The following is a 25,516-nucleotide window of genomic DNA, read 5'->3' on the forward strand; positions in this document are numbered from 1 at the left end:
TGGAGAAGAGATATGTTCACGTTCGATAGCTATGCATCGAAAACAACAATGCCGACGATTGATTCGGCCATGCCCGGCCGCGACACGGTTATGCCGGTGCCGGAAACTCATTTCGTCAACGGTCATGCGCTGAAAGAACCATACCCTGAGGGGACGCAGGTTATTTATCTCGGCATGGGCTGCTTCTGGGGCGCTGAGCGTCTTTTCTGGAAAGTGCCCGGTGTCTGGGTAACGGCTGTTGGTTACTCCGGCGGTTTGACACCAAACCCGACCTATCAGGAAACAACCACAGGCCGCACCGGTCATGCCGAAGTGGTAAAGGTTGTTTATGACCCGTCCGTCGTTCCGCTTTCCGCGCTGTTGAAGCTGTTTTTTGAAGAACATGATCCAACACAGGGCATGCGCCAGGGCAATGATATCGGCACGACCTATCGTTCGGTGATCTACGCCACAACGCAGGAACAACTGGATGAAGCGTTGCATGCGCGCGACGTTTTCCAGCAAGCTTTGACGGATGCGAGAAAACCGGCGCCTATCACAACAGAGATAGAGCCACTAGAAACGTTTTATTACGCCGAGGACTATCATCAGCAATATCTTGCTAAAAATCCCGGTGGATATTGCGGGCTTCGCGGCACTGGCGTCAGCTGCAATATCGGCTAGTTTTTGATCAAAATGCCCGGCGGAAAGCTCAAAAAACAGACGTTTACGAGTTTTTCCACCGGGTAAAAAAACCGGATGAATTTTTCGTGCAGGCATGCAAGGATAAAAACAAGCACAGCCTCCAAAAAGGGCTGGCGGTTCCGCAGACATGCCTGTTAAGGGCTTGCGGGAGGACCTGATAAGATCAATTGCAACAACAGGGCTGCACGAATGAAAAAATCCATTTTGACTCTCTTCGCCATGGCTGCGATGTCTGCATCTGCATTGGCAGCAGATATCAAGCCGGCGCTGGTTTATGGTACCGGCGGTAAATTCGACAAATCCTTCAACGAAGCTGCCGCTGCCGGCGCTGAGAAGTTCAAGGCCGACACCGGCATCGAATTCCGCGATTTCGAGCCAACCAGCGACACGCAGGGTGAGCAGGCCATTCGCAACTTTGCAAGCAAGGGCTTCAACCCTGTTGTTGCCGTTTCCTTCGCATGGACATCAGCCATGGAGAAGGTTGCTGCAGAATATCCTGACACGAAGTTCGTGATCGTTGACTCCGTCGTCGAGCTGCCGAACGTCCGCTCGGTTGTCTACAAGGAAGAAGAAGGTTCTTACCTTGTGGGCCTGCTGGCCGGCATGGCCTCCAAGACCGGCAAGGTTGGCTTCATCGGTGGTATGGACATTCCGCTGATCCGCAAGTTCGGTTGCGGTTATGTGCAGGGTGCAAAGGCTGCCAACGACAAGATCGAAGTCTTCCAGAACATGACCGGTACCACCGGTGCTGCTTGGAACGACCCGGTTCGTGGTGGTGAATTGACCAAGAACCAGATCGACCAGGGTGCGGACGTCATCTACGCGGCAGCCGGTGCAACCGGTCTCGGCGTTCTCCAGACCGCTGCTGACAATGGCAAGTTCTCGATCGGTGTGGATTCCAACCAGAACCACCTGCATCCGGGTTCCGTGCTGACCTCAATGGTCAAGCGCGTCGATCTGGCCGTCTACAATGCTTACAAGGACACCCAGGACGACAAGTTCACCGGTGGTGTTCAGGCGCTCGGCGTTGCTCAAGACGGCGTCAGCTACGCGCTCGACAACGACAACAAGGCGCTCATCACGCCTGAAATGGTTGCGGCCGTTGACAAGGCAAAGGCTGACATCATTGCCGGTACCGTAAAGGTCCACGACTATATGTCGGATAACTCCTGCCCGAAATGATATGACATTTGAGGGGCGTATGGCTTTGTGCCATACGCCCTTTCCATATCCAGATTTGGAGATTTTCCGATTTGAGCACGCAGCTTGCAATCGAACTTGTTGGCATCGATAAAAAATTCGGCGCCGTTCACGCCAATAAAAACATCAATCTTGCCGTTGTCAAAGGATCCATCCACGGCATCATTGGTGAGAACGGTGCTGGCAAATCCACACTCATGTCGATCCTCTATGGATTTTATCAGGCCGATTCCGGTGAGATAAAAATGAATGGAGCGCCGGTGTCCATCAAGGACAGCCAGGCTGCGATCAGTGCTGGAATTGGCATGGTGCACCAGCACTTCATGCTGGTTGAAAATTTTACCGTGCTTGAGAACGTTATTTTGGGAGCGGAAAGCGGAGCCCTGCTGAAGCAAGGCGTTAACGCAGCCCGCACGGAACTGAAACGTCTTGAGGCGGATTACGGTCTTGAAGTTGACCCCGATGCAGTAATCGAAGAACTGCCGGTGGGCCTTCAACAGCGTGTTGAAATCCTCAAAGCCATGTATCGTGGCGCTGAAATCCTCATTCTCGATGAGCCGACCGGCGTGCTGACCCCGGCCGAGGCCGACCATCTTTTCAAGATTCTCGGCGTGCTGCGCGATCAGGGCAAAACCGTAATTCTCATCACCCACAAGCTGCGCGAAATCATGGCCATCACCGACACGGTATCCGTGATGCGCCGTGGCGAAATGGTCGCGACTCGCAAAACCGCTGAAACCTCGGTCGAGGAGCTGGCTGAACTGATGGTTGGTCGCCGCGTTCTGCTGCGTGTGGAAAAAGGCGAGGCATCTCCCGCTCAAACACTGATGTCGGTCCGCAACCTGACGGTCAAGGACAGCCGCGGTGTCGATATGGTCAAGAACGTATCCTTCGATGTTCGTGCTGGCGAAATTGTCGGCATCGCCGGTGTTGCCGGCAACGGCCAGTCGGAACTGCTCGAAGCAATAGCCGGCATTCGCAAACCGCATTCGGGAGAAATCCTGTTTGATGGCAAGACGATCGACAAGGCCGATCCGGCGCTGCTACGCGATCTTGGCCTTGCCCATATTCCCGAAGACCGCCACCACATGGGTCTGGTGTTGAAGTTCGAGGAATATGAAAACTCCATCCTCGGTTACCACCGCGATGAGCGGTACGGCAAAGGCCCGTTCCTCAATCCCGAAGCCATGCGAAAGGATGCCGAGGAGAAGATCGAAAAATACGATATTCGCCCACCGAATGCCCATTTGAAAACCGCGAATTTTTCCGGTGGCAACCAGCAGAAAATCGTCGTTGCGCGCGAAATCGAGCGCGACCCGAAGATGCTGATTATCGGTCAGCCGACCCGCGGTGTTGATATTGGTGCGATCGAATTCATTCATCGGCGCATCATTGAAATGCGGGATGCCGGTAAGGCCATCCTTCTCGTTTCCGTGGAACTGGATGAAATACGCTCTCTCTCTGACCGGATCATCGTGATGTTCGATGGTCAGATCGTGGGAGAAAAAACGGCTGATGCCGAAGAACAGACACTTGGCCTGATGATGGCCGGCATCGCCGCATGAGGGCCTTATGAGCACTGCTTCCGTACCACTTCCGAATTGGATTTCTTACGGCCTCATGCCGTTGTTGAACATCATGACGGCTTTTCTGATCTCGGGCCTTGTTGTCTGGTCGATAGGTGAAGATCCGTTCGCCGCCCTTAATCTGCTGGTGCAGGGCGCGCTGGGCCGTGGTGATGCCATCGGTTTTACGCTGTTTTACACCACCAGCTTCATCTTCACCGGTCTTGCCGTGGCCGTTGCCTTTCATGCCGGTCTTTTCAACATCGGTGCTGAAGGTCAGGCCTATGTTGGCGGTCTGGGTGCGGCCATCGTTGCCATGTCTCTCGACCATTATGTGCCGTGGTATGTAACGATGCCATTCGCCGTTATCGGCGCGGCATTGTTTGGTGCGGCCTGGGCATTCATCCCGGCTTGGCTACAGGCCAAGCGCGGCAGCCACGTGGTTATCACCACCATCATGTTCAACTTCATCGGTGCAGCCTTGATGGTCTACCTGCTGGTGAATGTGTTTATTGTTCCGGGCAAGATGGCGCCGGAAACCCGCACATTCCTGGCCGGTGGCCAACTGCCCAAGCTGGATTGGCTGATGGCAATCTTTGGCATGAAGCTCGGCCCGGCACCGTTTAACGTGTCGTTCCTGATTGCGCTGGTCATGTGTTTCCTTGTCTGGGTGCTGATCTGGCGCACCAAACTTGGCTATGAAATGCGCACGCTCGGTATCAGCCCTTCGGCAGCAGTCTATGCCGGCATCCCCTATGCACGTACGGTGATTATCGCCATGCTGATTTCCGGTGGACTGGCCGGCATGATGGCGCTGAACCCGGTCATGGGCGCCTCGGGACGTTTGCAGGTGGAATTTGTAGGTGGGGCGGGCTTTGTCGGCATCGCCGTTTCCCTGATGGGGCGCAGCCATCCGCTTGGCATTCTGTTTGCCGCGCTGCTGTTTGGCATTCTCTACCAGGGCGGTGCCGACCTGTCGTTTGAAATGCCGAATATCACCCGCGAAATGATCGTTGTGATCCAGGGTCTGGTGATCCTGTTTGCCGGTGCACTTGAATATATGTACCGCCCCGCGCTGGTGCGCATCTACCAGCAATTTACGAAAGGGTGAGAAACCATGGATTTTTTCGATATCGTCGTCAGCATTCTTGGTTCGACCGTTCGTTTGACAATTCCGCTGCTGTTTACAGCGCTTGCCGGTCTGTTTTCGGAACGTGCCGGGGTGTTTGATATCGGCCTTGAAGGCAAGATGCTGGCTGCGGCCTTTGCGTCGGCCTGTGTGGCCTATGTCACGGCCAACCCGTGGCTTGGCTTGTTTGCCGGTATTGCCGTTTCGATCCTGTTCTCGCTGACCCACGGTTTTGCCGTGATTACCAATCGTGGCAACCAGATCGTATCCGGCGTGGCGCTGAACTTCATTGCAGCGGGTCTAACGGTGGTGCTGGGGCAGGCATGGTTCGGGCAGGGCGGTCGTACGCCGCAGCTGGCGGGTGGCGGCCGTTTCACCCCCATTACCTTGCCGGGCGTGGATCTGGTCAGGGACATTCCATTTATCGGGCCGCTCTATGCCAATGTGATTTCCGGCCACAATATCCTGACTTATCTCGCTTTCCTCGCCGTACCACTGTCGTGGTGGGTGCTTTACCGCACACGGTTTGGCCTGCGTCTGCGCGCGGTGGGTGAAAATCCCGGCGCCGTCGACACCGCAGGTATTTCCGTTACATGGATGCGTTATCGTGCGGTGATCGTTGCCGGCTTCCTGTGCGGCTTTTCGGGCGCCTATCTGGCAATTGCGCAGTCGGCTGCGTTCATTGCCAATATGTCGGCGGGTAAAGGTTACATCGCGCTTGCCGCCCTGATCTTTGCGAAATGGAAGCCTGTTCCTGTCATGTTTGCATGTCTGTTGTTCGGTTTCCTGGATGCAGTTGCCAACTTCATGCAGGGCAAATCCGTGCCGCTGATCGGTGAAGTACCAGTACAGATATTCCAGGCACTGCCGTATATTCTGACCTGCGTCCTGCTGGCCGGGTTTATTGGTGTCGCAAAACCGCCGAAGGCCGGTGGTGTTGCCTATTCGAAGGAACGCTGAACATGTCTCACGATCTTTTTGAAGCCGCGCGCGATGCCATGTCATTTGCCCATGCTCCCTATTCGAAGTTCCCTGTCGGCGCGGCTATCCGCGCCGAGGACGGGCGGATCTACAAGGGCGCCAACATCGAGAACCTGTCCTTCCCGCAGGGCTGGTGTGCCGAGCCTAGCGCCATCAGCGCCATGATCATGGGCGGAGCCAAGCAGATCAAGGAAATCGCCGTGATTGCCGAAAAGCTGGCGCTCTGCCCGCCCTGTGGTGGCTGCCGTCAGAAAATTGCGGAATTCGCCAACGCAGACACCAAGGTCTATCTTTGCGATGAGACCGGCGTTCAGAAGGTCATGTCGATGGATGAACTTTTGCCCTTCAGCTTCAAGACCGAGCTGCCTTGATGTCACAAGCTATTTTCGATCTGCTGGTAGATCGTTTGCAAGGCATGATGCCGCGCGTCGCCATCGTGCTGGGCTCCGGCCTTGGTTCGCTGGTTGAAGAATTGACCGATGCGGTTCGGATCCCGTTTTCAGAACTGCCGGATTTTCCGGCAAGCGGCGTTTCCGGTCATGCCGGTGAGCTGGTTGCCGGTTACCTCGGTGGCGAACCGGTCATCATGCTGTCTGGCCGCGTGCATTATTATGAAAAAGGCGACGCCGCTGCCATGCGCGTTCCGATCGAGGCGCTGGCCGGTCTTGGCGTGCAATCGCTGATCCTGACCAATTCGGCCGGGTCGCTGCGTGAAGATATGCCGCCCGGCTCGGTGATGCAGATCGTCGACCACATCAACTATTCTGGCATGAACCCGCTGATCGGTGAGGAAAGTGATCGCCGTTTCGTGGGCATGACCACCGCCTATGATGCGGAAATGGCCGTTGCGATGCGCAATGCTGCCATTCGCGCTGGTGTGCCCATGTTGAGCGGCGTCTACATGTGGTTTTCCGGTCCAAGCTTTGAGACACCCGCCGAAATCCGGATGGCGCGCATTCTCGGTGCAGATGCCGTTGGCATGTCCACCGTGCCGGAAGTCATTCTTGCCAGATTCTTTGGCATGCGCGTTGCCGCTGCATCGGTTATTACCAATTACGGTGCAGGCATGACAGGGGCTGAACTCAGCCACGAAGAAACCAAGGACATGGCACCGATCGGTGGAAAGCGCCTTGCTGCTATCGTGCGCGAAATGATTTCAGGAGGAGAATAACATGGAACTCCAGAGCTCTCGCGAAGCTGCGGCTCTCGCATTGTCACTGCTTGACCTCACCAACCTGAATGATGACTGCACGCCTGAACAGATTGCCGCACTGATCAATCGTGCGCAGACCTCCTATGGCAACACGGCTGCGATCTGCATATGGCCACGTTATGTTGCACAGGCGCGGGCCGCATTCGGCTCAAACCACAGCTTGAAAATCGCGACAGTTGTTAATTTTCCGTCGGGTGATCTCGACGTTGCAACAGTGGTCACGGAAACCGAACGTGCGGTTGCCGATGGTGCCGACGAGATCGATCTGGTGATTCCATACAAAAAACTGCTGGCCGGAGATGAGGCTGCCGTTTCGGAAATGGTCACTGCCGTCCGCAAGGTCTGCCCGGCACCTGTTCTGCTGAAGGTCATTCTGGAAAGCGGGGAAATCAAGGATCGCGTTCTTATTCGCCGCGCTTCTGAAATTTCCATCGCCGAAGGTGCAGACTTCATCAAGACCTCCACTGGAAAAGTGTCCACCAATGCCACGTTGGAGGCGGCAGACATCATGTTGCAGGCCATCCGCGACAGCAAACAGAAGGTCGGTTTCAAGCCATCGGGTGGTATTTCCAGCGTCGACGATGCAACACTTTACCTGCGATTAGCTGAAACGATCATGCAGCCAAATTGGGCCATGCCATCCACCTTCCGTTTTGGTGCCTCCAGCCTGCTGGATGACATCTTGAACGTGCTGGGTGGCGGCACATCGGCCAAAGTTTCCAACGGATACTGATGTTGCTGCCACAAGAAATCATCCGCCGCAAACGTGATGGGGAAATTCTGGACGCTGCAGACATAGCAGCGTTTATCGATGGTTTGGCCAAAGAGAGAATTTCTGAAGGCCAGGCGGCCGCATTTGCCATGGCTGTCTATTTCAACGGCATGACCCGTGATGAAACCGTCGCCCTGACACTGGCCATGCGCGACAGCGGTGATGTGTTGGACTGGAGCGATATCGGCCTGCCGATTGCTGATAAACACTCGACCGGTGGTGTCGGTGACAATGTCTCCTTGATGTTGGCTCCCATTGTTGCGGCCTGTGGTGTCGCCGTGCCGATGATATCAGGTCGTGGTCTTGGCCATACCGGTGGTACGCTGGACAAGCTGGAATCGATACCGGGCTATAATATCGCCCCGGACGCTGCGCTGTTTCGTGATGTGTTGCGACAGGCAGGCTGCGCCATCATTGGCCAGACGGCCAATCTCGCGCCGGCGGACCGGCGACTTTACGCCATCAGGGACATTACCGCGACCGTTGAATCTGTGCCGCTGATTACGGCTTCTATCCTGTCAAAAAAACTAGCGGCTGGTCTGCAATCCCTCGTTCTTGACGTGAAGATCGGCAACGGCGCCTTCATGCAAAACAAGCAGGATGCGGAAACATTGGCCCGCTCGCTGGTCGAGGTCGCCAATGGTGCAGGCGTCAAGACATCCGCCTTGATCACCGACATGAACCAGCCGTTGGCCGATGCGGCCGGCAATACGCTGGAAATCATCAACTGCCTCGACTTTCTTGCCGGCAAAAAAGCGGGCACCCGGCTTGAGCGGGTGGTAATGGCCTTAGCTGCCGAAATGCTGTTGCAGGCCGGTGTGGCCTCTGGTGTTGCCGATGCCCATGATCAGGCCATGCATGCCCTGTCGTCCGGTCGGGCCTTGGAACATTTCGCGCGGATGGTCACCTTGCTTGGCGGGCCGGCTGATTTTGTCGAACGCTCTGGCGAATATCTTGTTGCAGCGCCTGTCGTTCATCCGGTTCTGGCGAAAGACAGCGGTTGGCTCGCCGCCTGTGAAACCCGTGAGATCGGCATGGCCGTGGTCGAACTCGGTGGTGGCCGTGTCGCCGCAACAGACACGATCGACCATCGTGTTGGACTGTCCGCCATTAAGCCGCTGGGAAGCCGCGTTGAAGCGGGTGACGAAATTGCGTGTGTTCATGCCGCTGACCAAGATCAGGCACGCAATATGGCGCAGAAACTGGCTGGTCTTCATACGATCAGTGATGAAAAGCCGGAACCAACGAACGAAATCGTGGCACGCATTACCTGACCAGCTTCAGGGTGCCGTTTTCAACCTTGAAAGATGACAGCTTGCGAAGGAATGTCATGCCGATAAGCGTTGTGCTGAGCGCCTCGTTTTTCATGACATAGGCTTCGACGTCGCGCACACGAATATTACCGAGCTCCACCCGGTCCAGCTTGATATAGGCGGCCTTTGTCAGGCCGTTGGCGGTTGATATCGGATATTTAAAATCGAGGCTGTTGACGCCGTAACCCAAGCGCCGTGCTGTTGCTTCGTTAATGACGATTGCCGATGCGCCGGTGTCGATCAGCCCGTCGACCGCCTTGCCATTCAATTTGAGTGTCGCATTGAAATGGCCGCGCGCATCCTGTTTCAGCACCACCGAACCCGGTGTAATGGCAACCTCGCGAACGGGGGCCGATACGGTCGGTGTTTCCTGCGGCTTTTCAGTGAGCATCTTGACGATTGCCGGAACCTGCGTTGCGCTGGCCGAAAGGCTGATCAGTAAAAAGACGCTGCGCGTAAACATAGGGACAATCTCGTTTTAACCGGACAAGCTTTCGCAAGGTATCGTCGGGTAAATATAGTCCGTTATGTCTTGCGAGATGCAAATAAAACGGCCATTTGCCCGGTTTATAAGGACAAATGGCAGTTCTGGTTAAGAGACGATGAAGGCTCTATTATTTCGTGCCGTACATACGGTCGCCTGCGTCACCAAGACCAGGAACGATATAGCCCTGTTCATTGAGGTGGCGATCAATCGCGGCCGTGTAAATCGGAACATCCGGATGTGCTTCCTGGAAGTTCTTGATGCCTTCAGGGGCGGCCAGCAGGCAAAGGAAACGAATGTTCTTTGCACCACGTTCCTTCAGCTTTTCAACAGCTGCAATCGAGGAGTTGCCGGTGGCAAGCATCGGGTCAACAACGATGACCAGGCGGGCATCGAGGCTTTCCGGAGCCTTGAAGTAATATTCAACCGCTTCCAACGTATCGTGGTCGCGGTAAACGCCAATATGCGAGACGCGGGCCGAAGGCACCAGCTCCAGCATGCCTTCCAGAAGGCCGTTGCCAGCGCGCAGAATGGACGCAAAAACCAGCTTCTTGCCTTCCAGAACCGGTGCTTCAATCGTTTCCATCGGCGTGTCGATGGTTTCCATCGTCATTTCGAGATCGCGTGTGACCTCATAGCAAAGCAGCGTTGAGATCTCCCTCAACAGGCGACGAAAGCCTGCCGTCGAGGTTTCTTTTTTGCGCATGATGGTGAGTTTATGCTGCACCAGCGGATGCTTGATGACTGTGACGCCGTTCATGGAGAAATGACCTTCCCTCTGTTTGTTATCTTGCTCTTCTATGTCACCGACCCTTGCTTTCGCAAGGGTTTCAGAAGGTTTTACCCTGTCATATGGCCTTTTACGCAGCACTCTCGTCCAGACGGGCAAGCAGTGCTGCGCGGGTGGCCTCGTCAACGAAGGCCGCCTCAAGCGATGTGCGGGTCAGTTGATCGATTTCCGGCTTTGAAAATCCGAAAACACCAGCGGCAAGGTCATATTCGCGTTGCAGCGAGGTATGGAAAAATGGCGGGTCATCCGAACTGATGCAGACACGCACACCGGCTTCCTTCAGGCGGCGCAGCGGATGGCTTTCAAAATCCGGATAGACGTTCAAGGCAATGTTGGAGCCAGGGCAAACCTCAAGCACCGTGCCGGTTTCCACCAGTCGTTCAACGAGTGCCGCATCCTCGATGGAGCGAACACCGTGACCGATGCGCGATGGCTTGACCAGGTCCAGCGCATCGCTGACGCTGAATGCGCCACAGACTTCACCGGCATGGATCGTGAGGCCAAGTCCAGCATCACGGGCGATGTCGAAGGCGCGGGCATAATCGGCGACGCGGCCCATACGTTCTTCACCAGCCATGTTAAAGCCGGTGATCAACGGATGTTTGACGCGTGCGGCATATTCCGCCGCGGCAATAACCTTTTCCGGCCCGAAATGACGCTCACCTGTCACGATGATGCGCGCTTCTATGCCCGTCTTTTCCTTGGCCGCTTCAATACCAGCGACCACGCCTGCAAGATAAGCGTCGGCGCCCAGACCGATACGGTCACCATGATCCGGCGAGATGATAAGCTCACTATAGATCGTGTCGATGGCCGCCAGTTCTGCAAGATAGGTCTCGGTCAGAAGGGCATAATCTTCCTCAGTGCGGAATACCGCGGCCACCGCATCGTAGCAGCGAATGAACTCGGCAAAATCCGACCAGACATAAGCGCCGTCCCGCAGGAAGGGACTGCTGTCGATACCGTATTTTTCGGCCTGTTTTGCAACAAGGGCAGGCGGGGCTGCACCTTCAAGGTGGCAATGAATTTCTGCTTTTAATAGTTTCGTCGTCACATAAAGCTCCTGCCGTATTTTCCCGGCTCTATTCCCAGATGTGCAGCAACGCTTTCGCCAATGTCGGCAAAGGTGCTGCGAATCCCTATGCTGCGTGAACGGATGCCTGGACCAAACACCATGATCGGCACTCGCTCGCGTGTATGGTCGGTTCCGCGCCATGTCGGATCACAGCCGTGATCGGCGGTGATGACGGCAATATCACCGGGCCGCATCTTGCGATGTATTTCTGGTAATTGGAGATCAAAAGCCTCCAGAGCTGCCGCATATCCGGCAACGTCCCGCCGGTGGCCGTACAGCATGTCAAAATCAACGAAGTTGGTAAAAACCAGATCACCGTCTTCGGCTTCATCGATTGTCTTGAGTGTCGCTTGCATCAACGCTTCGTTGCCATTGGCCTTGATGACGCGGCTAACGCCCTGATGGGCATAGATGTCGCCGATCTTGCCAATGGCATGTACATTGCGACCCGCCGCAACCAGCCGGTCAAGCAGGGTTGGCTCCGGTGGCAAAACGGAAAAATCGCGCCGGTTGCCGGTCCGCTGGAAGGTCGCTGCGGTTTCGCCGACAAAGGGTCGCGCAATGACGCGCCCGATATTGAGCGGATCCAGCAAAACGCGTACGGCCTGGCAAAGCTCGATCAGGCGCTCGAGGCCGAAATATCGCTCGTGTGCTGCGATCTGAAAAACCGAGTCCGACGACGTGTAGCAGATTGGCTTGCCGGTCTTGATATGTTCGGCACCCAGTTTGGCAATCACATCCGTACCGGAGGCATGGCAGTTGCCGAGAATGCCGGGAATGTTGCCGTCGCGACAGATCGCTTCGACCAGTTCCGGGGAAAATGCATCACCTTCGTTAGGGAAATATCCCCAGTCGAATGAAACCGGTGTGCCAGCAATTTCCCAGTGACCGGACGGGGTATCCTTACCATTGGAGACTTCACTGGCGCTGCCATAGAGGCCAAAAATTCGCGAAGGAATGCGCATTCCCAAAGGAAACTCACCGGTCGCCTGGCGGGATATGTGCACGAGGCCAAGCGATGACATGTTGGGCAAATCGAGCGGACCGGAACGCAAACCGGGCCGGTCAGCCGCGCCGGCCGCACAAAATTCGGCAATATGACCCAGAGTGTTTGAGCCATCATCGCCGTATCGTATCGCATCGACAGCTCCGCCAACGCCGAAGGAATCGAGAACGAGTAGAAATGCGCGTGCCATCAACCACCTGAATTATGCACCGGCGTGTCAGCCAGCACGTGTCCTAAACAATGCCTGCAAGCGAGAAGTTGAGGCCTCTGCAACTGCGTTTAAAAATAATCCCTCATATAACCACGAGAAACCGAACTGCGAAGCGATTTTCGTAAATTGCAACATAGCGTGGATATCAGGATTTATCTGCCCATATTTTTGGTGGGCTTTTGCAGGCTTTGATCATTCAAAACTTGCCATTGGCCCATCTTCGTCCTAGCTCATGCACATGACATCGAAGGTTTTTCTCTCGCAGTTGAAGTTGGCGGATTTCAGAAATTACGCCCATGCTGCCCTGGATATGGACGACCGCCATGTGGTGCTCACTGGCAATAATGGCTCTGGCAAGACCAACTTGCTGGAGGCCGTTTCGTTTCTGTCGCCGGGACGGGGAATAAGACGTGCCACCCTGCCGGAAGTCACCAGGGTGGGTGCCGAAGACAATGGCTTTTCAATTTTTGCCCATGCTGAAGGCATGGAAGGCGACGTTGCCATCGGCACAGGCATTGAAAATACCGGAGATACGGTTACACGCCGCCTGCGCCTGAATGGCACCAGTGTCAAATCCGTAGATGAATTGACCGATCACCTGCGTGTTCTGTGGCTGACGCCTGCTATGGACGGGCTGTTCAGCGGCCCATCGGCAGACCGTCGCCGGTTTCTCGATAGGCTGGTGTTGTCTATTGACCCATCACATGGCCGCCGGGCAGGCGACTTTGAAAAAGCCATGCGCAGCCGCAACCGCTTGCTGTCCGATGGCCGGTTTGACCCAGTGTGGCTGGATGGTATCGAAACGCAGATGGCGGCTCTCGGCATTGCCATGGCATCGGCGCGTCAGGAGATCCTCGGCCTTCTCACCGCACTGATTGCCGACCGAGCAGAGAGTGCCGCTTTCCCGACAGCAAGCTTGCAGTTGTCCGGTTTCATGGATGACGATCCATTGCGCCCAGCCGTCGAGCAGGAGGACATGTACCTCGCCATGTTGCGCGACAGCCGTCACAGAGATTCTGCCGCCGGACGCACGCTGGATGGCCCGCACCGTGTCAATCTGTTCGTGCGCCACCGTGAAAAGGATATGGACGCAGGACGGTGTTCAACCGGCGAACAGAAAGCTCTTTTGGTGGGGCTGGTGCTGGCACATGCACAATTGACTGCAAACATGACCGGTTATGCGCCTGTCCTGCTGCTGGATGAAATTGCCGCCCATCTCGATGAGGGTCGACGTGCCACGCTGTTTGATCTCATCCATGTGCTTGGTGGTCAGAGTTTCATGACCGGGACCGATGCTTCGATGTTTGAAGCGCTGGGTTCCCGTGCCCAGTTCTTCAATGTTTCCAATGGACGGATCTCATCCTAATATCGTGCAGGTTATGCGGGGATAAGCGTGATGGACGTGCTGACTGACGAAGAGATCGAACGCTACAAACGGCACATATTGCTGCCGGAGATTGGTGGTGTCGGCCAGCAGCGGCTCAAGCGCGCCAAAGTGCTTGTAATCGGTGCTGGCGGTCTGGGCGCGCCGATCTTGCTTTATCTCGCCGCGGCCGGTGTCGGAACACTGGGCCTGATTGACGATGACACGGTGTCGCTTTCCAATCTCCAACGGCAAGTCATCTATGACAGCGGTACGATCGGAGAAATGAAAACCGCGAGCGCCGTTGATGCGATAAAACGTTTGAACCCGCATGTCCGCACGGTGGTGTTTGAAGAACGTTTTTCACGCGAATGGGCGCAGTTGCATCTGTCGCGCTTTGACTTGGTCGTTGATGGGTCGGATAATTTCGATACGCGCTATGCCGCAGCCGACAGTGCTGAACAGGCAAAAATTCCCCTGGTCACTGGCGCTGTCGGACGGTTCGATGGCTCTGTCACTGTGCTGAAGCCCTATGAGACCGGCCCCGATGGTGTCATTTATCCAGGCTACCGCGACCTGTTTCCCGAACCGCCGCCATCAGGACTTGTTCCATCTTGTGCAGAAACCGGCATTGTCGGCGCCCTGACAGGGGTCATCGGCACCATCATGTCCATGGAAGCTATCAAGCTCATCACGCAAACCGGAGAGCCGCTTGTTGGGCGGTTGTTGTTATACGATGCCTTGTCAGCGCGGTTTGAGACCGTGCGGTACAAGAGGCGACGCTAGAAAGAGGCGTGATGTGATTGAAATCAGCAAGGTCGATGACGGTTTTGGCCGTTGGGATGAACTATTGAAACTGATCTGCAAAGCATTTGCCTATATGGATGGTGTCATCGACCCTCCGTCGTCTGCCCACGCCTTGACGCCTGAGAACCTGCGTCAGAAAGCCAATGACAAAGTCTGTTTCGTCGCCTGTGGTGAGAACGGAAAACTACTTGGCTGTATTTTCTGCAAGACGGAACCTGCAACGCTCTACATTGGCAAACTGGCCGTCAGCCCGCTGGCGCAGGGCAAGGGCGTCGGCGCTGCCTTGTGTGCGGTGGCAGAACAAACGGCACAACAACTTGGCCTGAAAGCGCTACGGCTGCAGACTCGTATCGAACTGGTCGACAATCACGGGACGTTCGGCCGCTGGGGTTTTGTGAAGACTGCAGAGCGTTCGCATGCAGGTTATCAGCGCATAACCTACATCGAAATGGAGAAACCGCTTTTCTGAACAGTCTTCAGTTCTTGCCCGGAAGAACCCGGTTCGGTGGGCGGTGGCCATCGAAATAGGTGCGGATGTTGATAATGACCTTGTCACCCATATCCATGCGACCTTCGATTGTGGCAGATCCCATATGCGGTAACAGCACGACCTTGCCCTCACGTGCCAGCTTGATCAGTTTGGGATTAACCGCCGGCTCATTTTCATAAACATCAAGCCCGGCGCCGGCGATCTTGCCATCGCGCAGGCACTGGATCATCGCTGCCTCATCAATGATGTCGCCGCGTGCGGTATTAACGATGTAGCTGGTCGGCTGCATCAGCGCCAAACGCCGGGCAGAGATCAGATGGTAGGTTGCAGGCGTTGACGGGCAGTTGATCGAAACAATATCGACACGCGCCAGCATCTGGTCGAGGCTGTCCCAGTAGGTTGCCTCAAGCTCTGCTTCCGTGGCGGGGTTTACCCGGTGGCGGTTGTGATAATGGATGGAAAGACCGAACGCTTTGGCACGGCGCGCAACGGCTGTGCCGATGCGCCCCATGCCAACAATGCCGATACGCTTTCCGGAAATGCGACGACCGAGCATCCAGGTTGGCGACCAGCCGCCCCATTCATCGGCATTGTTGGCGAGAACCCGCGTGCCCTCAACCAACCGGCGTGGCACGGCCAGCACCAGCGCCATCGTCATGTCGGCACTGTCTTCGGTCAACACATTGGGTGTGTTGGTAACGGTGATGCCCTTTTGCGCGGCAGCGTCGACATCAATGTGGTCGATGCCATTTGAAAAGCTGGCGATCAGTTTCAGCTGTGGACCGGCTTTTTCGATCATTGCAGCGGTGATGCGGTCGGTCACGGTCGGCACCAGAACATCGGCTGTCTGCATCGCGGCAACCAGCTCTGATTCGCTGCGCTGGGCGTCGTCTATGTTCAATTCTGCATCGAAGAGTTCCCGCATACGCGTTTCAACCATGTCCGGCAGCTTCCGGGTGAGGTAAACGGAGGGTCTCTTCTTGTTGCTCATGATGTGTCCGATGCCTTGTTCAGAGGTCGTTAACCAGAAAGAGCGATAATTTCTTTCATTCACGCGTTTCTACCAGACCGTTCGAGGAAGACAACAGAACTCGTCAGGACAAGTCCGACCGAGTTCCGGTTTCGATGGCCTAACTCGCCGATCTGGAGATGAGCGTATTCTAGAGATCAAAAACCGGGTTTCCTTTGATGGCAAGGGCTCCGGTTAAGAAAACGGAGGCATGCATGCGTAGATCTGCATTTGTTTTTTGCATGGCTTTATCTTTGGCGCTTGCCGGCGGTCTGGGGCAGATTGCCCACGCCCAAGGTGCAGCCAAGGGAGCCAGCGGTTTGCCGCTTCCCCGTTTTGTCAGCCTGAAATCGAAGCGCGTTAACATGCGAATCGGCCCAAGCACCGATTATGCGGTGTCATGGATGTACCTGAAGGCAGGTATGCCGGTTGAAATCGTGCAGGAATACGAAAACTGGCGCCGTATCCGCGATGCGGATGGTACCGAAGGCTGGGTGAACCAGGCTCTTTTGTCGGGAGAGCGCACAGCTGTTGCCGCTCCATGGATGCGCGGCAAGGGAGAAAGCATTTACGTGAACATGCGCCGTGAGCCGCAATCATCTGCGTCTGTCATCGCCAAACTCGAGCCGGGCGTGATGATCAGAATCGGTGAATGCAATGGCGACTGGTGTCGTGCCGAAGCAGGCCAGGCAAACGGTTGGGTGCCCCAGGGGGAAATCTGGGGCGCTTACCCGGGTGAGGCCTTTAAATAAGACCGGCTTTGCTGCCTGCTGTTTTCAGCGAGCTCATTGGCCTTGGGCCGATTTGCTGGATAACAGCAGCGGCTGCAAGGCAGCCCAGCTTGCCGCAATCTTCCAGGGAACGATCCGTGGTGTAACCAAACAGGAAGCCTGATGCGAACAGGTCGCCAGCGCCAGTGGTGTCCACGACATCGTGAACGGCATAGGCATCGACCTTCACGCGCTCTGTACCCCGTACGATCACGGCACCTTCTTCGCTCATCGTCACGGCAGCGATCTTGCAATCTGCAGCGATTTTGGACAGTGCCAGCTCGAAGTCGTCAGTTTCGTACAGCGAAAGCGCTTCTTGCTTATTGGCGAAAACAATATCCACCGTGCCGGAGCGCATCAGGTCGAGAAACTCTTCCCTGTAACGGCCAACGCAGAAACTGTCGGACAGCGTCATAGAAACTTCGCGACCGTTCTCATGGGCAATACGCGCGCATTCACGGATTGCATCCTTGGCGCGTGGCGGGTCCCACAGATAACCTTCGAAATAGGTCACCTTGGATTCGGCAACGACGTCGGCCTCGACATCCTCAGGACCCAGCTCAACGCAGGCGCCGAGATAGGTGTTCATCGAACGCTCGCCGTCTTCGGTCACGAAGATCATGGAACGGGCGGTTGGCGGGAAGGTGCCTTCCGGCTTGGTTTCGAAATAGACGCCCTGAGCACGAATATCGTGCTGGAAAATTTCACCGAGCTGATCTTCTGCGACCTTGCCGAAATAGGCGGCCTTGCCACCGAAATTGGCGACGCCGGCTGCCGTATTGCCAGCACTGCCACCGGAGGCTTCCAGAGCCGGGCCCATCAGCGAATAAAGAAGTTCGGCGCGTTCGGCATCGATGAGGTTCATCGCACCTTTTGTAATGCCGTTTTCATTGAGAAATTTGTCGTCGCAACGTGAAATAATATCAACGATAGCGTTGCCGACGGTCAGAACGTCATATTTTGCCATATATCCAGTCCGGAGAGAGTTCATCCGGGATTCCGTCATACCGATTTCTGCCCGCATGGAAAGGAAAAACCGCGCAGCGCCGGTTGTTTGAGGGATTTAAAAACTTACCCTTTCGTCATGGTAGTGTCATCTGGTGTGGCTATATGGGGATCAGCCAATTCATAGTTCTCGGTTTTAGAGAACTGTGTAAGGAAAACATGATTGTTCTCCGGCTTTTCGGCGAAACCGCACCACGGATGTACTGGTGCAGGCATTTGCTGTGATGATGAAGCGGGGATTGATCCCCGCTTTTTTCATTTCTGCGCGTGAGTGACCGATCCGCTAATTGCCGCGCAAGAATTGTCCCCCCATGGGATTTGCGTTAAAGCTGGATTCTCCCGCCTCATATTCGCGAAAGCTCCCTCCCAATGTCCGCGATTGCACTGAATGTTGCCCCTATTTTTATTCTCATCCTGACCGGATGGCTGATTGTAAAAGTAGGTTGGTTCAAGGTCGATGTCGGTGATGTACTGGGGGATTTCGTTTTCAAGATTGCCGTGCCGACCCTGATTATCCGTACGCTGGTGGAGGCTGATTTCCACGGAGCTTCGCCGTTTAAGCTTTGGATTGCCTATTTCAGCGGTGTCGCCGTGACTTGGGCTGTTGGCCATATCGTGGCGAAATATGTTTTCAAACAGGATCTGCGCATTGCCGTGATTGCCGGTATCTCGTCATCCTTTGCCAACAATATCTTCATCGGTTTGCCGCTGGTCGGTCGGTCGGTTGGTGATGAGGGTCTTGTTGCTCTGTCCATTCTTCTTGCCATCCATCTGCCGGTCATGATGATTGCCGGCACCATTCTAATGGAAAATGCTACCCATAAAGCCATCGGTGGTGAGAAGCGCTCCACCGGCGCAATCCTCAAGCAAATTGGCCGCAATCTCATTTCCAATCCGCTGATCATCGGTCTTATCATCGGCATGTCAGTGCATGCTATTGATGTGCCGGTACCCGTGGTGTTGAAATCGGTTATTGACCAGATTGCCAGCATGGCCGGACCGGCAGCACTTATTTCTCTTGGCATGGCACTCAACAAATACAGCATTCGCGGTAATGTACGCATTGCCGCCGCCATGACCACATTCAAGCTGTTCCTGTTGCCGGGCTGTGTGTGGATTGCCGGGCATCTGCTGGGCCTCAGCCCGCAATGGACAGCTGCACTGGTGCTGACAGCATCTGTGCCGACCGGCATCAACGCATGGCTGCTCGCCAACCGCTTCGGCACCGGCCATAGCCTCGCAGCATCCACCATCAGCATATCAACGCTGCTGGGTGTTCTCTCGGTTTCGCTGTGGGCATGGCTGCTGGGCTGACAACAGACCGAAGTTGCAATTACCCATTAAAAAAGCCACCGGCACTGGCGTGACGGTGGCTTTTTTTGAACGACAGAAGAAAAAATCAGTTGGTGGCCGGTGCAGCCGCCGGATCCGGCAGCGGAGCAGGGTTCGCCGACAACGTACGAAGATACGCGATCAGATCGGCACGTTCCGTTTCCTTTTTCACGCCTGCAAAGCCCATGGCTGTGCCGCTGATGTATTTCTTTGGACCTTCCAGGAAGTGATTGAGGTGGTCATAATCCCAATGGACTGAGCCGCCCTGAGCAAAATCCTTGAGTGCAGCCGAATAGCTGAAACCTTCATGTGCGGCGATTGGACGATTAACGAGATCGAAGAGATTGGGTCCAACCTTGTTGGCACCGCCACTCTCCGAGGTGTGACAGCTCTGACACTTCTTGAACACCACTTCGCCCTTTGCGGCATCGGCGCTTGCAAGGAGGGTCGCGATTGGCGTTGCAACTGCTGCTTCGCTTTCACCACCGGCACTGGCACTTTCTTCTGCAACGATCGCGAAGCCTTCCTTTTCAGGAGCAGCAGAATGGAAGATCCCTTCCGACGCTATCGAAACAGACATCAGGACGAATACGGTGCCCAAAAGAGCCCCCACGCCCATGTTTACATATGAATTCATCTACAATCGCTCCCTCACAGCCGTTTGATAACAAAACGGGCCATCTTGAAATTGCATGAAAGCTATGGCTTTTGCATAGCTTGCGCAACTTGAATATGCTCCCCACTCCGTGACGTTTTGACACTTTTCGGGCGGGATTTGAAGGGTCTCGAAATGAAGAATACGGATTTAGGCAAAGCTTTGGTGCTTATCCCGGCACGGCTTGCATCCACTAGACTGCCTGGAAAACCTTTGGCGGATATCTGTGGCAAGCCGATGATCGTTCAAGTGGCTCTTCGCGCCCGTGAAGCGGGGTTGGGACGCATTGTCGTAGCCGTTGATGATCATCAAGTTTACGACGCTGTGGCCGCTGCCGGATTTGAAGTGATGATGACGCGCGACGATCATCAGTCCGGTTCGGACCGTATTTTTGAAGCCCTTGAAAAGGTTGACCCGAATCGCGAGGCTGAATTCGTGGTCAATGTGCAGGGAGACCTGCCAACCATCGAGCCAGAAACCATCCTGGCCGCGATGCGTCCGCTGGAAAATCCGCAGGTGGATATCGCCACCCTCACGGTGGAAATTGCTAGCGAGGAAGAAAAGGTCAATCCACATGTGGTGAAGGTTGTGGGCAGTCCGCTATCGGACACCCGCCTTCGCGCTTTGTATTTTACCCGTGCCACTGCACCTTACGGGCAGGGGCCGCTCTACCACCATATCGGTCTTTATGCCTATCGCCGCGCCGCACTTGAGCGCTTCGTGTCACTTCCGCCTTCCGTTCTCGAGCGCCGCGAATCACTTGAGCAGTTGCGGGCGCTGGAGGATGGCATGCGCATTGACGCAGAAATCGTGAAATCTGTTCCGCTTGGCGTCGATACGCCAGCGGATCTGGAAAAAGCCAGACGTATTCTGGCTGCAAAATCTCTTTGATGGGACTGTCCATGACAATGAAAACCAACCGCATAGCATTTCAGGGTGATTTCGGCGCAAATTCGGATATGGCCTGCCGGGACATGTTCCCGGACATGGAGCCGCTGCCATGCCCGACATTTGAAGACGCCTTCATGGCCGTGGAAAGCGGTGAGGCCGATCTCGGCATGATCCCGATCGAAAACACGATTGCCGGCCGCGTTGCCGATATTCACCACCTGCTGCCGGAGTCCCGCCTCAACATCATCGGCGAATATTTCATGCCGATCCGCTTTCAGCTTATGGTGCTGCCGGGCGTCAAGCGTGATGAAATCCTGACCGTACACAGCCACATTCATGCGCTGGGGCAATGCCGCAAGATCATCCGCAACAATGGCTGGAAACCGGTTGTCGCGGGCGATACGGCTGGTGCCGCCAAGCTGGTCTCCGAGAAGGGTGACAGAACCATGGCCGCCTTGGCGCCACGACTGGCCTCCAAGCTCTATGGTCTCGATATCATTGCGGAGAATGTCGAAGATACGGAAAACAATGTCACCCGTTTCGTCATTCTCTCGCGTGATGAAAAATGGGAAGAGCGCAAGGACGACAACGAGGTCATCGTGACCACCTTTGTCTTCAACGTACGCAACATTCCGGCCGCCCTTTACAAGGCAATGGGTGGTTTTGCCACCAACGGCATCAACATGACGAAGCTCGAAAGCTACCAGATTGGCGGCAAGTTCGTGGCCACGCAGTTTTATGCTGATATTGAAGGGCATCCGGATGATGCCCCCGTTCGTCATGCGCTGGAGGAATTGCGCTTCTTCTCAGAAAAAGTCCGCATCCTCGGTGTTTACAAAGGTCACCCGATGCGTGGCCGTTTGCAAAACGGTCAGGCCTGATCCTCACGCGGATCCCATTCCAGCCAGTCGCGCATCAACCGGTGCGCGATGGCACCCTTCGGTGGCGGTGAGCGACCGTCCGCGCCAGTCATAGCCAGAAGTGCTGCCACCTCGTCGCGAGTAAACCAGCGGCAATCCTCAAGCTCTGCCTCATCGCGGGTAATGTCGAATGAGGTTGCTTCAGCAAAACAGCCAATCATCAGCGTATGCGGCATCGGCCATGGCTGCGATGCGTGATAACGCACGCGTCCAACAGCAATGCCGGATTCCTCATGCGTCTCGCGACGAACGGCATTTTCGATGGTTTCACCGGGTTCCACGAAACCGGCCAGGCATGAATACATGCCCGGCGCAAAATGCGGGCCACGGCCAAGCAGGCAAAGATCACGCTCCAGATCGATTGTCAGCATGATAACCACGGGATCGGTGCGCGGAAAAATCATGTGGCCGCAGCTGCTGCAAACCCGCTTGTATCCGCCGATTTTCAAATCCATGCGCGACGCGCAACGGCCGCAAAAACGGTTGTCATCATTCCAGCGCAACAGACTGACTGCCTGCGCTGTTTCGCCCAAAAGGTCCTCGTCCAGCAGTTGATCGCGGTACAGCGCACGGGCATCCACGGGTTTGAAGTGGCTTGCCAGTTCTTCTTCCGTTGTCTGCACCGGTACGGCAATTCTCGGTTCGCCATTCTGCTTGTAGCCAAGCAGGATTGCGTTGTCGAAATCGGGCTTCAGTTCTGCCAGCTCATAGGCGGCAAACAGTGGATCGAGAACCTGATCGTCATGTTTGAGAACGAGTTTTCCAGTGGTGAAGGCGAGAATATGGGTGCCTTCAATGGCGAGCGCTGTTGAGACGCAATCATCGTCGCGTTTCTCAGCCTGGCGGTCGAGGGCGTTTTGTGAAAATGCAGTGAGATTGCTTGCTTCGGGATGCGGGGCGTCAGTATCGAAAATAGTCGCTTTGTTCATTAAAGAGCACCGGTCAATCTTTTGATGAGATCGCGTTTTTCAGCATGGTCATAGGGTTGCGCCGTACCGTGGCCCCAGATTGGCCCCGGCCAGCACGTGTCGCCCTCATTGCGGGCGATGATGTGAACATGGAGCTGGCTGACGATATTGCCAAGTGCACCGATGTTTATCTTTTTGGCTTTGGTAACAGTCTTGAGCGCTTCGGCGACCATGTTGGTTTCGAAGGTCAGCATGGCCTGATCTAGCGGCGTCAGCTCAAAAACTTCGCTCAGATCGTTGCGTTGCGGCACCAAAACCAGCCATGGCCACCGCTTGTCGTTCTGCAAACGCAGCTGACAAAGGCCAAGTGTCGTGATCAGTTCGCTGTCGCGAGCGATCCGTTCATCCAGTTTGAATGTGGACAAGTGGTTCCTCCATAGGATGTTTTCATTGTGATAGCAGTTTTTTGAATGCTTGGCTTGCATTTGCTTTCGATATTGCCGATATGTGCCTTCGGGAGGTTGGTGGTGGACGAGCCACTCGCCAACCGGGTCAGGTCCGGAAGGAAGCAGCCCTAACGAGCCAGGCACGGGTCGCCGTGCCAGCCTCCCACCTTTTTTTCCTGTGCCTCAGCTTTTGCCGGGCAGCTATGCCCGTAAAACAGGCCAAAACGCAAAGCTGGCGAGGGCAATGAGCGATAGCGAACAAAAAGCAGGAACCGATTCGCAGCCAACGGCTGGCTATCGCGTTCTTGCACGAAAATATCGCCCCAAGGATTTTTCTGACCTGATGGTCGGCCAGGAGCCGATGGTTCGCACGCTGACCAACGCGTTCGAAACCGGCCGCATTGCGCAGGCTTACATGCTGACTGGCGTTCGTGGGGTTGGCAAAACGACCACGGCCCGCATTCTGGCACGCGCACTGAATTACAAGACACCGGAAATTGACCGCCCGACAATCGACTTGCGCTTACCCGGCGAACATTGTCAGGCGATCATGGAAGGCCGCCATGTCGATGTGATCGAAATGGATGCCGCCTCGCATACCGGTATCGACGACATCAGAGAAATTATCGAGCAGGTGCGTTATCGCCCGGTCTCGGCGCGCTACAAAGTGTACATCATCGACGAAGTGCACATGCTGTCGACGCAGGCCTTTAACGGCCTATTGAAGACGCTTGAAGAGCCGCCTGAGCATGTGAAATTCATTTTTGCAACGACGGAAATTCGCAAGGTGCCGATCACCGTTCTGTCACGGTGTCAGCGTTTCGACTTGCGCCGAATCAGTGCTGCAGATCTCGTCGGCCTGTTCACGACCATTGCAGGCAAGGAAGGCATCGAAGCCGAAGCTGAGGCATTGTCAATGATTGCGCGTGCGGCCGAAGGCTCTGCACGTGATGGTTTGTCTTTGTTGGATCAGGCAATTGCCCATGGTGGCGGCCGCGTTGAGGCGGACGCTGTCCGTGGTATGCTGGGTCTTGCCGACCGCGCCCGTATCGTCGATCTGTTCAGCCACGTCATGAAGGGCGATGTCGCTGCTGCTCTGTCGGAATTTGGCAGCCAGTATGAAGCAGGCGCAAACCCAGTCGTAGTATTGAATGATCTTGCCGATTTCACTCATCTCGTCACGCGGCTGAAATATATTCCCGATGCCGCCGACGATCCGTCACTGTCGGAAATCGAACGTGTCCGCGGCAGCGAATTTGCGCAGGGCGTTGCCGTGTCTGCCTTGTCGCGCATCTGGCAGATGCTGCTCAAGGGCATTCCGGAAACGGAAAACTCGTCGCGTCCTGCCGGTGCGGCAGAAATGGTTTTGATCCGCCTGACCCACGCTGCGCATCTTCCATCACCGGAGGATGCTGCGCGCCGTCTGCAAGATATCGCCGCTGGCGAAAGCAATGGTTCGCCAATGCCATCCGGCGGCGGCAACGGTGGTGGCGCACGCGCTTCCTATTCATCCGTTCAGGCGGTCGCCTCGGCTCAGTCGATGGCGGCACCGCAGCGGCAGGCATCACCCGCACCAACCGCAATGCTGCGTGCAGTGCCGGATAGCCGCCCGCAGGATATGCAGGTCGTAGCTCCCCGCACCGAAGAACGTCCGGAACCAAGCGTTCCCGTCAATTCCATTCAGGATATCGCTGATCTTTGCGGCAAGAACCGCGATCCGGTGATGAAAGCCAAGGTGCGCAACTTCGTGCACGGTGTGCGACTGGAGCCGGGCAAGCTCGATATCCGTCTGGGTGAGGGCGCGCCGGGAACCTTGCCAGGTGAGCTGGGTGTAAAGCTTAAAGAGTGGACCGGTATTCACTGGATTGTCAGCCTCAGCAAAGAGCAGGGGCAACCGACGCTGGTCGAAGCCGAAGGCAATGCGCGCACGGCTCGTATGCTCGATGCACGCCAGGATCCGGATATCATGGCGATCCTGTCACAATATCCCGGTGCAAAAATCACCGACGTGCGCATTCGCGCCCCATTGCCCGACGATAACGAGAATATTCCACCGCCAGCGATCGTTGAATCCAGCGAGGGTGATATTCTGCCGGGCGACGACATAGAATTCTGAAAGTAAGCAATTCAAGGAGTTACGACATGCGCGACATCATGGGTATGATGGGCAAGGTCAAGGAAATGCAGGCCAAGATGGAAAAGGTGCAGGAAGAAATTGCCGCCCTTGAAATCGAAGGAAAATCCGGTGGCGGTCTGGTGACCGTTATTCTGAACGGCAAAGGCGAAATGCGTGGTGTGAAGGTTGATCCTTCGCTGTTCAAGGAAGACGAAGTTGAAATCCTTGAAGACCTGATTGTTGCAGCCCACAAGGATGCAAAACAGAAGGGCGAAGCCCAGGCACAGGAAAAGATGGCTGGTCTGACCGCAGGCCTGCCACTGCCGCCCGGAATGAAGTTCCCGTTCTAAGCGCTCATTGATCCGACAGGCGTGAAGCGGT

Annotated in this window: 27 protein-coding genes and 1 other RNA gene; 19 read left to right on the forward strand and 9 right to left on the reverse strand. The window is 55.5% G+C overall.

Translation table 11 applies throughout. The features are described from left to right. Nucleotides 1-12 precede the first annotated feature (12 nt). The 9 genes from msrA to deoA all read left to right on the forward strand — a co-directional run bounded on the left by msrA (nucleotide 13) and on the right by deoA (nucleotide 8,818). Nucleotides 13-663 (forward strand): peptide-methionine (S)-S-oxide reductase MsrA, encoded by a 651-nt coding sequence (gene msrA, locus IB237_RS02080; protein WP_192486947.1) that lies wholly within the window; start codon nucleotides 13-15, stop codon nucleotides 661-663. A 210-nt stretch (nucleotides 664-873) separates the two neighbouring features. Further along, nucleotides 874-1,866: a BMP family protein gene (locus IB237_RS02085; protein WP_192486948.1), complete on the forward strand. Its 993-nt coding sequence runs from the start codon at nucleotides 874-876 to the stop codon at nucleotides 1,864-1,866. Between the two features lie 71 nt (nucleotides 1,867-1,937). Continuing rightward, complete coding sequence (locus IB237_RS02090; RefSeq protein WP_192486949.1) at nucleotides 1,938-3,449, forward strand: ABC transporter ATP-binding protein; 1,512 nt, start codon at nucleotides 1,938-1,940, stop codon at nucleotides 3,447-3,449. 7 nt (nucleotides 3,450-3,456) lie between these two features. Continuing rightward, nucleotides 3,457-4,560: an ABC transporter permease gene (locus tag IB237_RS02095; protein ID WP_192486950.1), complete on the forward strand. Its 1,104-nt coding sequence runs from the start codon at nucleotides 3,457-3,459 to the stop codon at nucleotides 4,558-4,560. 6 nt (nucleotides 4,561-4,566) lie between these two features. Beyond that, nucleotides 4,567-5,538: an ABC transporter permease gene (locus tag IB237_RS02100; RefSeq protein ID WP_192486951.1), complete on the forward strand. Its 972-nt coding sequence runs from the start codon at nucleotides 4,567-4,569 to the stop codon at nucleotides 5,536-5,538. Between the two features lie 2 nt (nucleotides 5,539-5,540). Continuing rightward, nucleotides 5,541-5,930, forward strand: coding sequence for a cytidine deaminase (locus IB237_RS02105; RefSeq protein ID WP_192486952.1), 390 nt, complete (start codon nucleotides 5,541-5,543; stop codon nucleotides 5,928-5,930). Continuing rightward, complete coding sequence (locus IB237_RS02110; protein ID WP_192486953.1) at nucleotides 5,930-6,730, forward strand: purine-nucleoside phosphorylase; 801 nt, start codon at nucleotides 5,930-5,932, stop codon at nucleotides 6,728-6,730. The genes IB237_RS02105 and IB237_RS02110 overlap by 1 nt, the downstream gene beginning before the upstream one ends. A 1-nt stretch (nucleotide 6,731) precedes the next feature. Continuing rightward, the gene (gene deoC, locus IB237_RS02115) at nucleotides 6,732-7,505 is read left to right on the forward strand and encodes a deoxyribose-phosphate aldolase (protein WP_192486954.1); all 774 of its coding nucleotides are present in this window, start codon (nucleotides 6,732-6,734) and stop codon (nucleotides 7,503-7,505) included. Next, a complete protein-coding gene (deoA, locus tag IB237_RS02120; protein ID WP_192487830.1) occupies nucleotides 7,502-8,818 on the forward strand; it encodes a thymidine phosphorylase in 1,317 nt (438 codons plus the stop codon). Before deoC ends, deoA begins: the two co-directional genes overlap by 4 nt. On the opposite strand, the gene IB237_RS02125 is transcribed toward deoA, so the two are convergent. The 4 genes from IB237_RS02125 to IB237_RS02140 form a co-directional block, all read right to left on the reverse strand. After that, complete coding sequence (locus IB237_RS02125) at nucleotides 8,811-9,320, reverse strand: TIGR02281 family clan AA aspartic protease (RefSeq protein ID WP_192486955.1); 510 nt, start codon at nucleotides 9,318-9,320, stop codon at nucleotides 8,811-8,813. The two genes, deoA and IB237_RS02125, sit on opposite strands and share 8 nt — an antisense overlap. Nucleotides 9,321-9,471: 151 nt before the next feature. Then, nucleotides 9,472-10,101 carry a uracil phosphoribosyltransferase gene (gene upp / locus IB237_RS02130; protein ID WP_192486956.1) on the reverse strand — a complete coding sequence of 210 codons (630 nt, stop codon included), beginning with the start codon at nucleotides 10,099-10,101 and terminating at the stop codon, nucleotides 9,472-9,474. Between the two features lie 100 nt (nucleotides 10,102-10,201). Next, entirely contained in the window at nucleotides 10,202-11,185 is a 984-nt protein-coding gene (locus IB237_RS02135) for an adenosine deaminase (RefSeq protein WP_192486957.1), read from the reverse strand. After that, entirely contained in the window at nucleotides 11,182-12,402 is a 1,221-nt protein-coding gene (locus tag IB237_RS02140; protein WP_192486958.1) for a phosphopentomutase, read from the reverse strand. The genes IB237_RS02135 and IB237_RS02140 overlap by 4 nt, the downstream gene beginning before the upstream one ends. A 259-nt stretch (nucleotides 12,403-12,661) precedes the next feature. On the opposite strand from IB237_RS02140, the gene recF reads away from it, so the two are divergent. The 3 genes from recF to IB237_RS02155 are packed head-to-tail and all read left to right on the forward strand — an operon-like array spanning nucleotide 12,662 to nucleotide 15,062. Then, entirely contained in the window at nucleotides 12,662-13,789 is a 1,128-nt protein-coding gene (gene recF, locus IB237_RS02145) for a DNA replication/repair protein RecF (protein WP_192486959.1), read from the forward strand. Between the two features lie 30 nt (nucleotides 13,790-13,819). Next, nucleotides 13,820-14,572: a molybdopterin-synthase adenylyltransferase MoeB gene (locus tag IB237_RS02150; protein WP_192486960.1), complete on the forward strand. Its 753-nt coding sequence runs from the start codon at nucleotides 13,820-13,822 to the stop codon at nucleotides 14,570-14,572. 16 nt (nucleotides 14,573-14,588) lie between these two features. Further along, nucleotides 14,589-15,062, forward strand: coding sequence for a GNAT family N-acetyltransferase (locus tag IB237_RS02155; protein ID WP_192487831.1), 474 nt, complete (start codon nucleotides 14,589-14,591; stop codon nucleotides 15,060-15,062). A gap of 7 nt (nucleotides 15,063-15,069) precedes the next feature. Here IB237_RS02155 and IB237_RS02160 read toward each other — a convergent pair whose 3' ends face one another. After that, nucleotides 15,070-16,074, reverse strand: coding sequence for a D-glycerate dehydrogenase (locus tag IB237_RS02160; protein WP_192486961.1), 1,005 nt, complete (start codon nucleotides 16,072-16,074; stop codon nucleotides 15,070-15,072). A 233-nt stretch (nucleotides 16,075-16,307) separates the two neighbouring features. Here IB237_RS02160 and IB237_RS02165 point away from each other — a divergent pair, with 233 nt between their 5' ends. After that, entirely contained in the window at nucleotides 16,308-16,844 is a 537-nt protein-coding gene (locus tag IB237_RS02165; RefSeq protein WP_192486962.1) for an SH3 domain-containing protein, read from the forward strand. On the opposite strand, the gene IB237_RS02170 is transcribed toward IB237_RS02165, so the two are convergent. Then, nucleotides 16,837-17,829, reverse strand: a complete 993-nt coding sequence (locus IB237_RS02170) for an adenosine kinase (RefSeq protein ID WP_192486963.1) — start codon at nucleotides 17,827-17,829, stop codon at nucleotides 16,837-16,839. The two genes, IB237_RS02165 and IB237_RS02170, sit on opposite strands and share 8 nt — an antisense overlap. A gap of 407 nt (nucleotides 17,830-18,236) precedes the next feature. Here IB237_RS02170 and IB237_RS02175 point away from each other — a divergent pair, with 407 nt between their 5' ends. Beyond that, nucleotides 18,237-19,181: an AEC family transporter gene (locus IB237_RS02175; protein WP_192486964.1), complete on the forward strand. Its 945-nt coding sequence runs from the start codon at nucleotides 18,237-18,239 to the stop codon at nucleotides 19,179-19,181. Between the two features lie 85 nt (nucleotides 19,182-19,266). Here IB237_RS02175 and IB237_RS02180 read toward each other — a convergent pair whose 3' ends face one another. Continuing rightward, on the reverse strand, nucleotides 19,267-19,836 hold the full coding sequence (locus tag IB237_RS02180; RefSeq protein ID WP_192486965.1) for a cytochrome c family protein: 570 nt from the start codon (nucleotides 19,834-19,836) through the stop codon (nucleotides 19,267-19,269). A 153-nt stretch (nucleotides 19,837-19,989) separates the two neighbouring features. Between IB237_RS02180 and IB237_RS02185 the strand changes: the two genes are divergently transcribed. Together IB237_RS02185 and IB237_RS02190 are read left to right on the forward strand one after the other, a co-directional pair. Further along, nucleotides 19,990-20,745: a 3-deoxy-manno-octulosonate cytidylyltransferase gene (locus IB237_RS02185; RefSeq protein WP_192486966.1), complete on the forward strand. Its 756-nt coding sequence runs from the start codon at nucleotides 19,990-19,992 to the stop codon at nucleotides 20,743-20,745. A gap of 11 nt (nucleotides 20,746-20,756) precedes the next feature. Then, nucleotides 20,757-21,626, forward strand: coding sequence for a prephenate dehydratase (locus IB237_RS02190; protein ID WP_192486967.1), 870 nt, complete (start codon nucleotides 20,757-20,759; stop codon nucleotides 21,624-21,626). On the opposite strand, the gene nudC is transcribed toward IB237_RS02190, so the two are convergent. Then, complete coding sequence (nudC, locus tag IB237_RS02195; RefSeq protein WP_192486968.1) at nucleotides 21,617-22,594, reverse strand: NAD(+) diphosphatase; 978 nt, start codon at nucleotides 22,592-22,594, stop codon at nucleotides 21,617-21,619. The two genes, IB237_RS02190 and nudC, sit on opposite strands and share 10 nt — an antisense overlap. Then, the gene (locus IB237_RS02200) at nucleotides 22,594-23,058 is read right to left on the reverse strand and encodes an HIT domain-containing protein (protein ID WP_192486969.1); all 465 of its coding nucleotides are present in this window, start codon (nucleotides 23,056-23,058) and stop codon (nucleotides 22,594-22,596) included. The genes nudC and IB237_RS02200 overlap by 1 nt, the downstream gene beginning before the upstream one ends. 31 nt (nucleotides 23,059-23,089) lie before the next feature. Between IB237_RS02200 and ffs the strand changes: the two genes are divergently transcribed. The 3 genes from ffs (at nucleotide 23,090) to IB237_RS02215 (ending at nucleotide 25,485) form a co-directional block, all read left to right on the forward strand. Continuing rightward, nucleotides 23,090-23,186, forward strand: an RNA gene (gene ffs, locus IB237_RS02205) — signal recognition particle sRNA small type. 77 nt (nucleotides 23,187-23,263) lie between these two features. Then, nucleotides 23,264-25,135: a DNA polymerase III subunit gamma/tau gene (locus IB237_RS02210; RefSeq protein WP_192486970.1), complete on the forward strand. Its 1,872-nt coding sequence runs from the start codon at nucleotides 23,264-23,266 to the stop codon at nucleotides 25,133-25,135. Between the two features lie 26 nt (nucleotides 25,136-25,161). Then, complete coding sequence (locus IB237_RS02215) at nucleotides 25,162-25,485, forward strand: YbaB/EbfC family nucleoid-associated protein (RefSeq protein ID WP_192486971.1); 324 nt, start codon at nucleotides 25,162-25,164, stop codon at nucleotides 25,483-25,485. Nucleotides 25,486-25,516 lie beyond the last annotated feature (31 nt).

This window comes from Agrobacterium sp. AGB01, assembly GCF_014851585.1.
Classification (GTDB): domain Bacteria; phylum Pseudomonadota; class Alphaproteobacteria; order Rhizobiales; family Rhizobiaceae; genus Agrobacterium.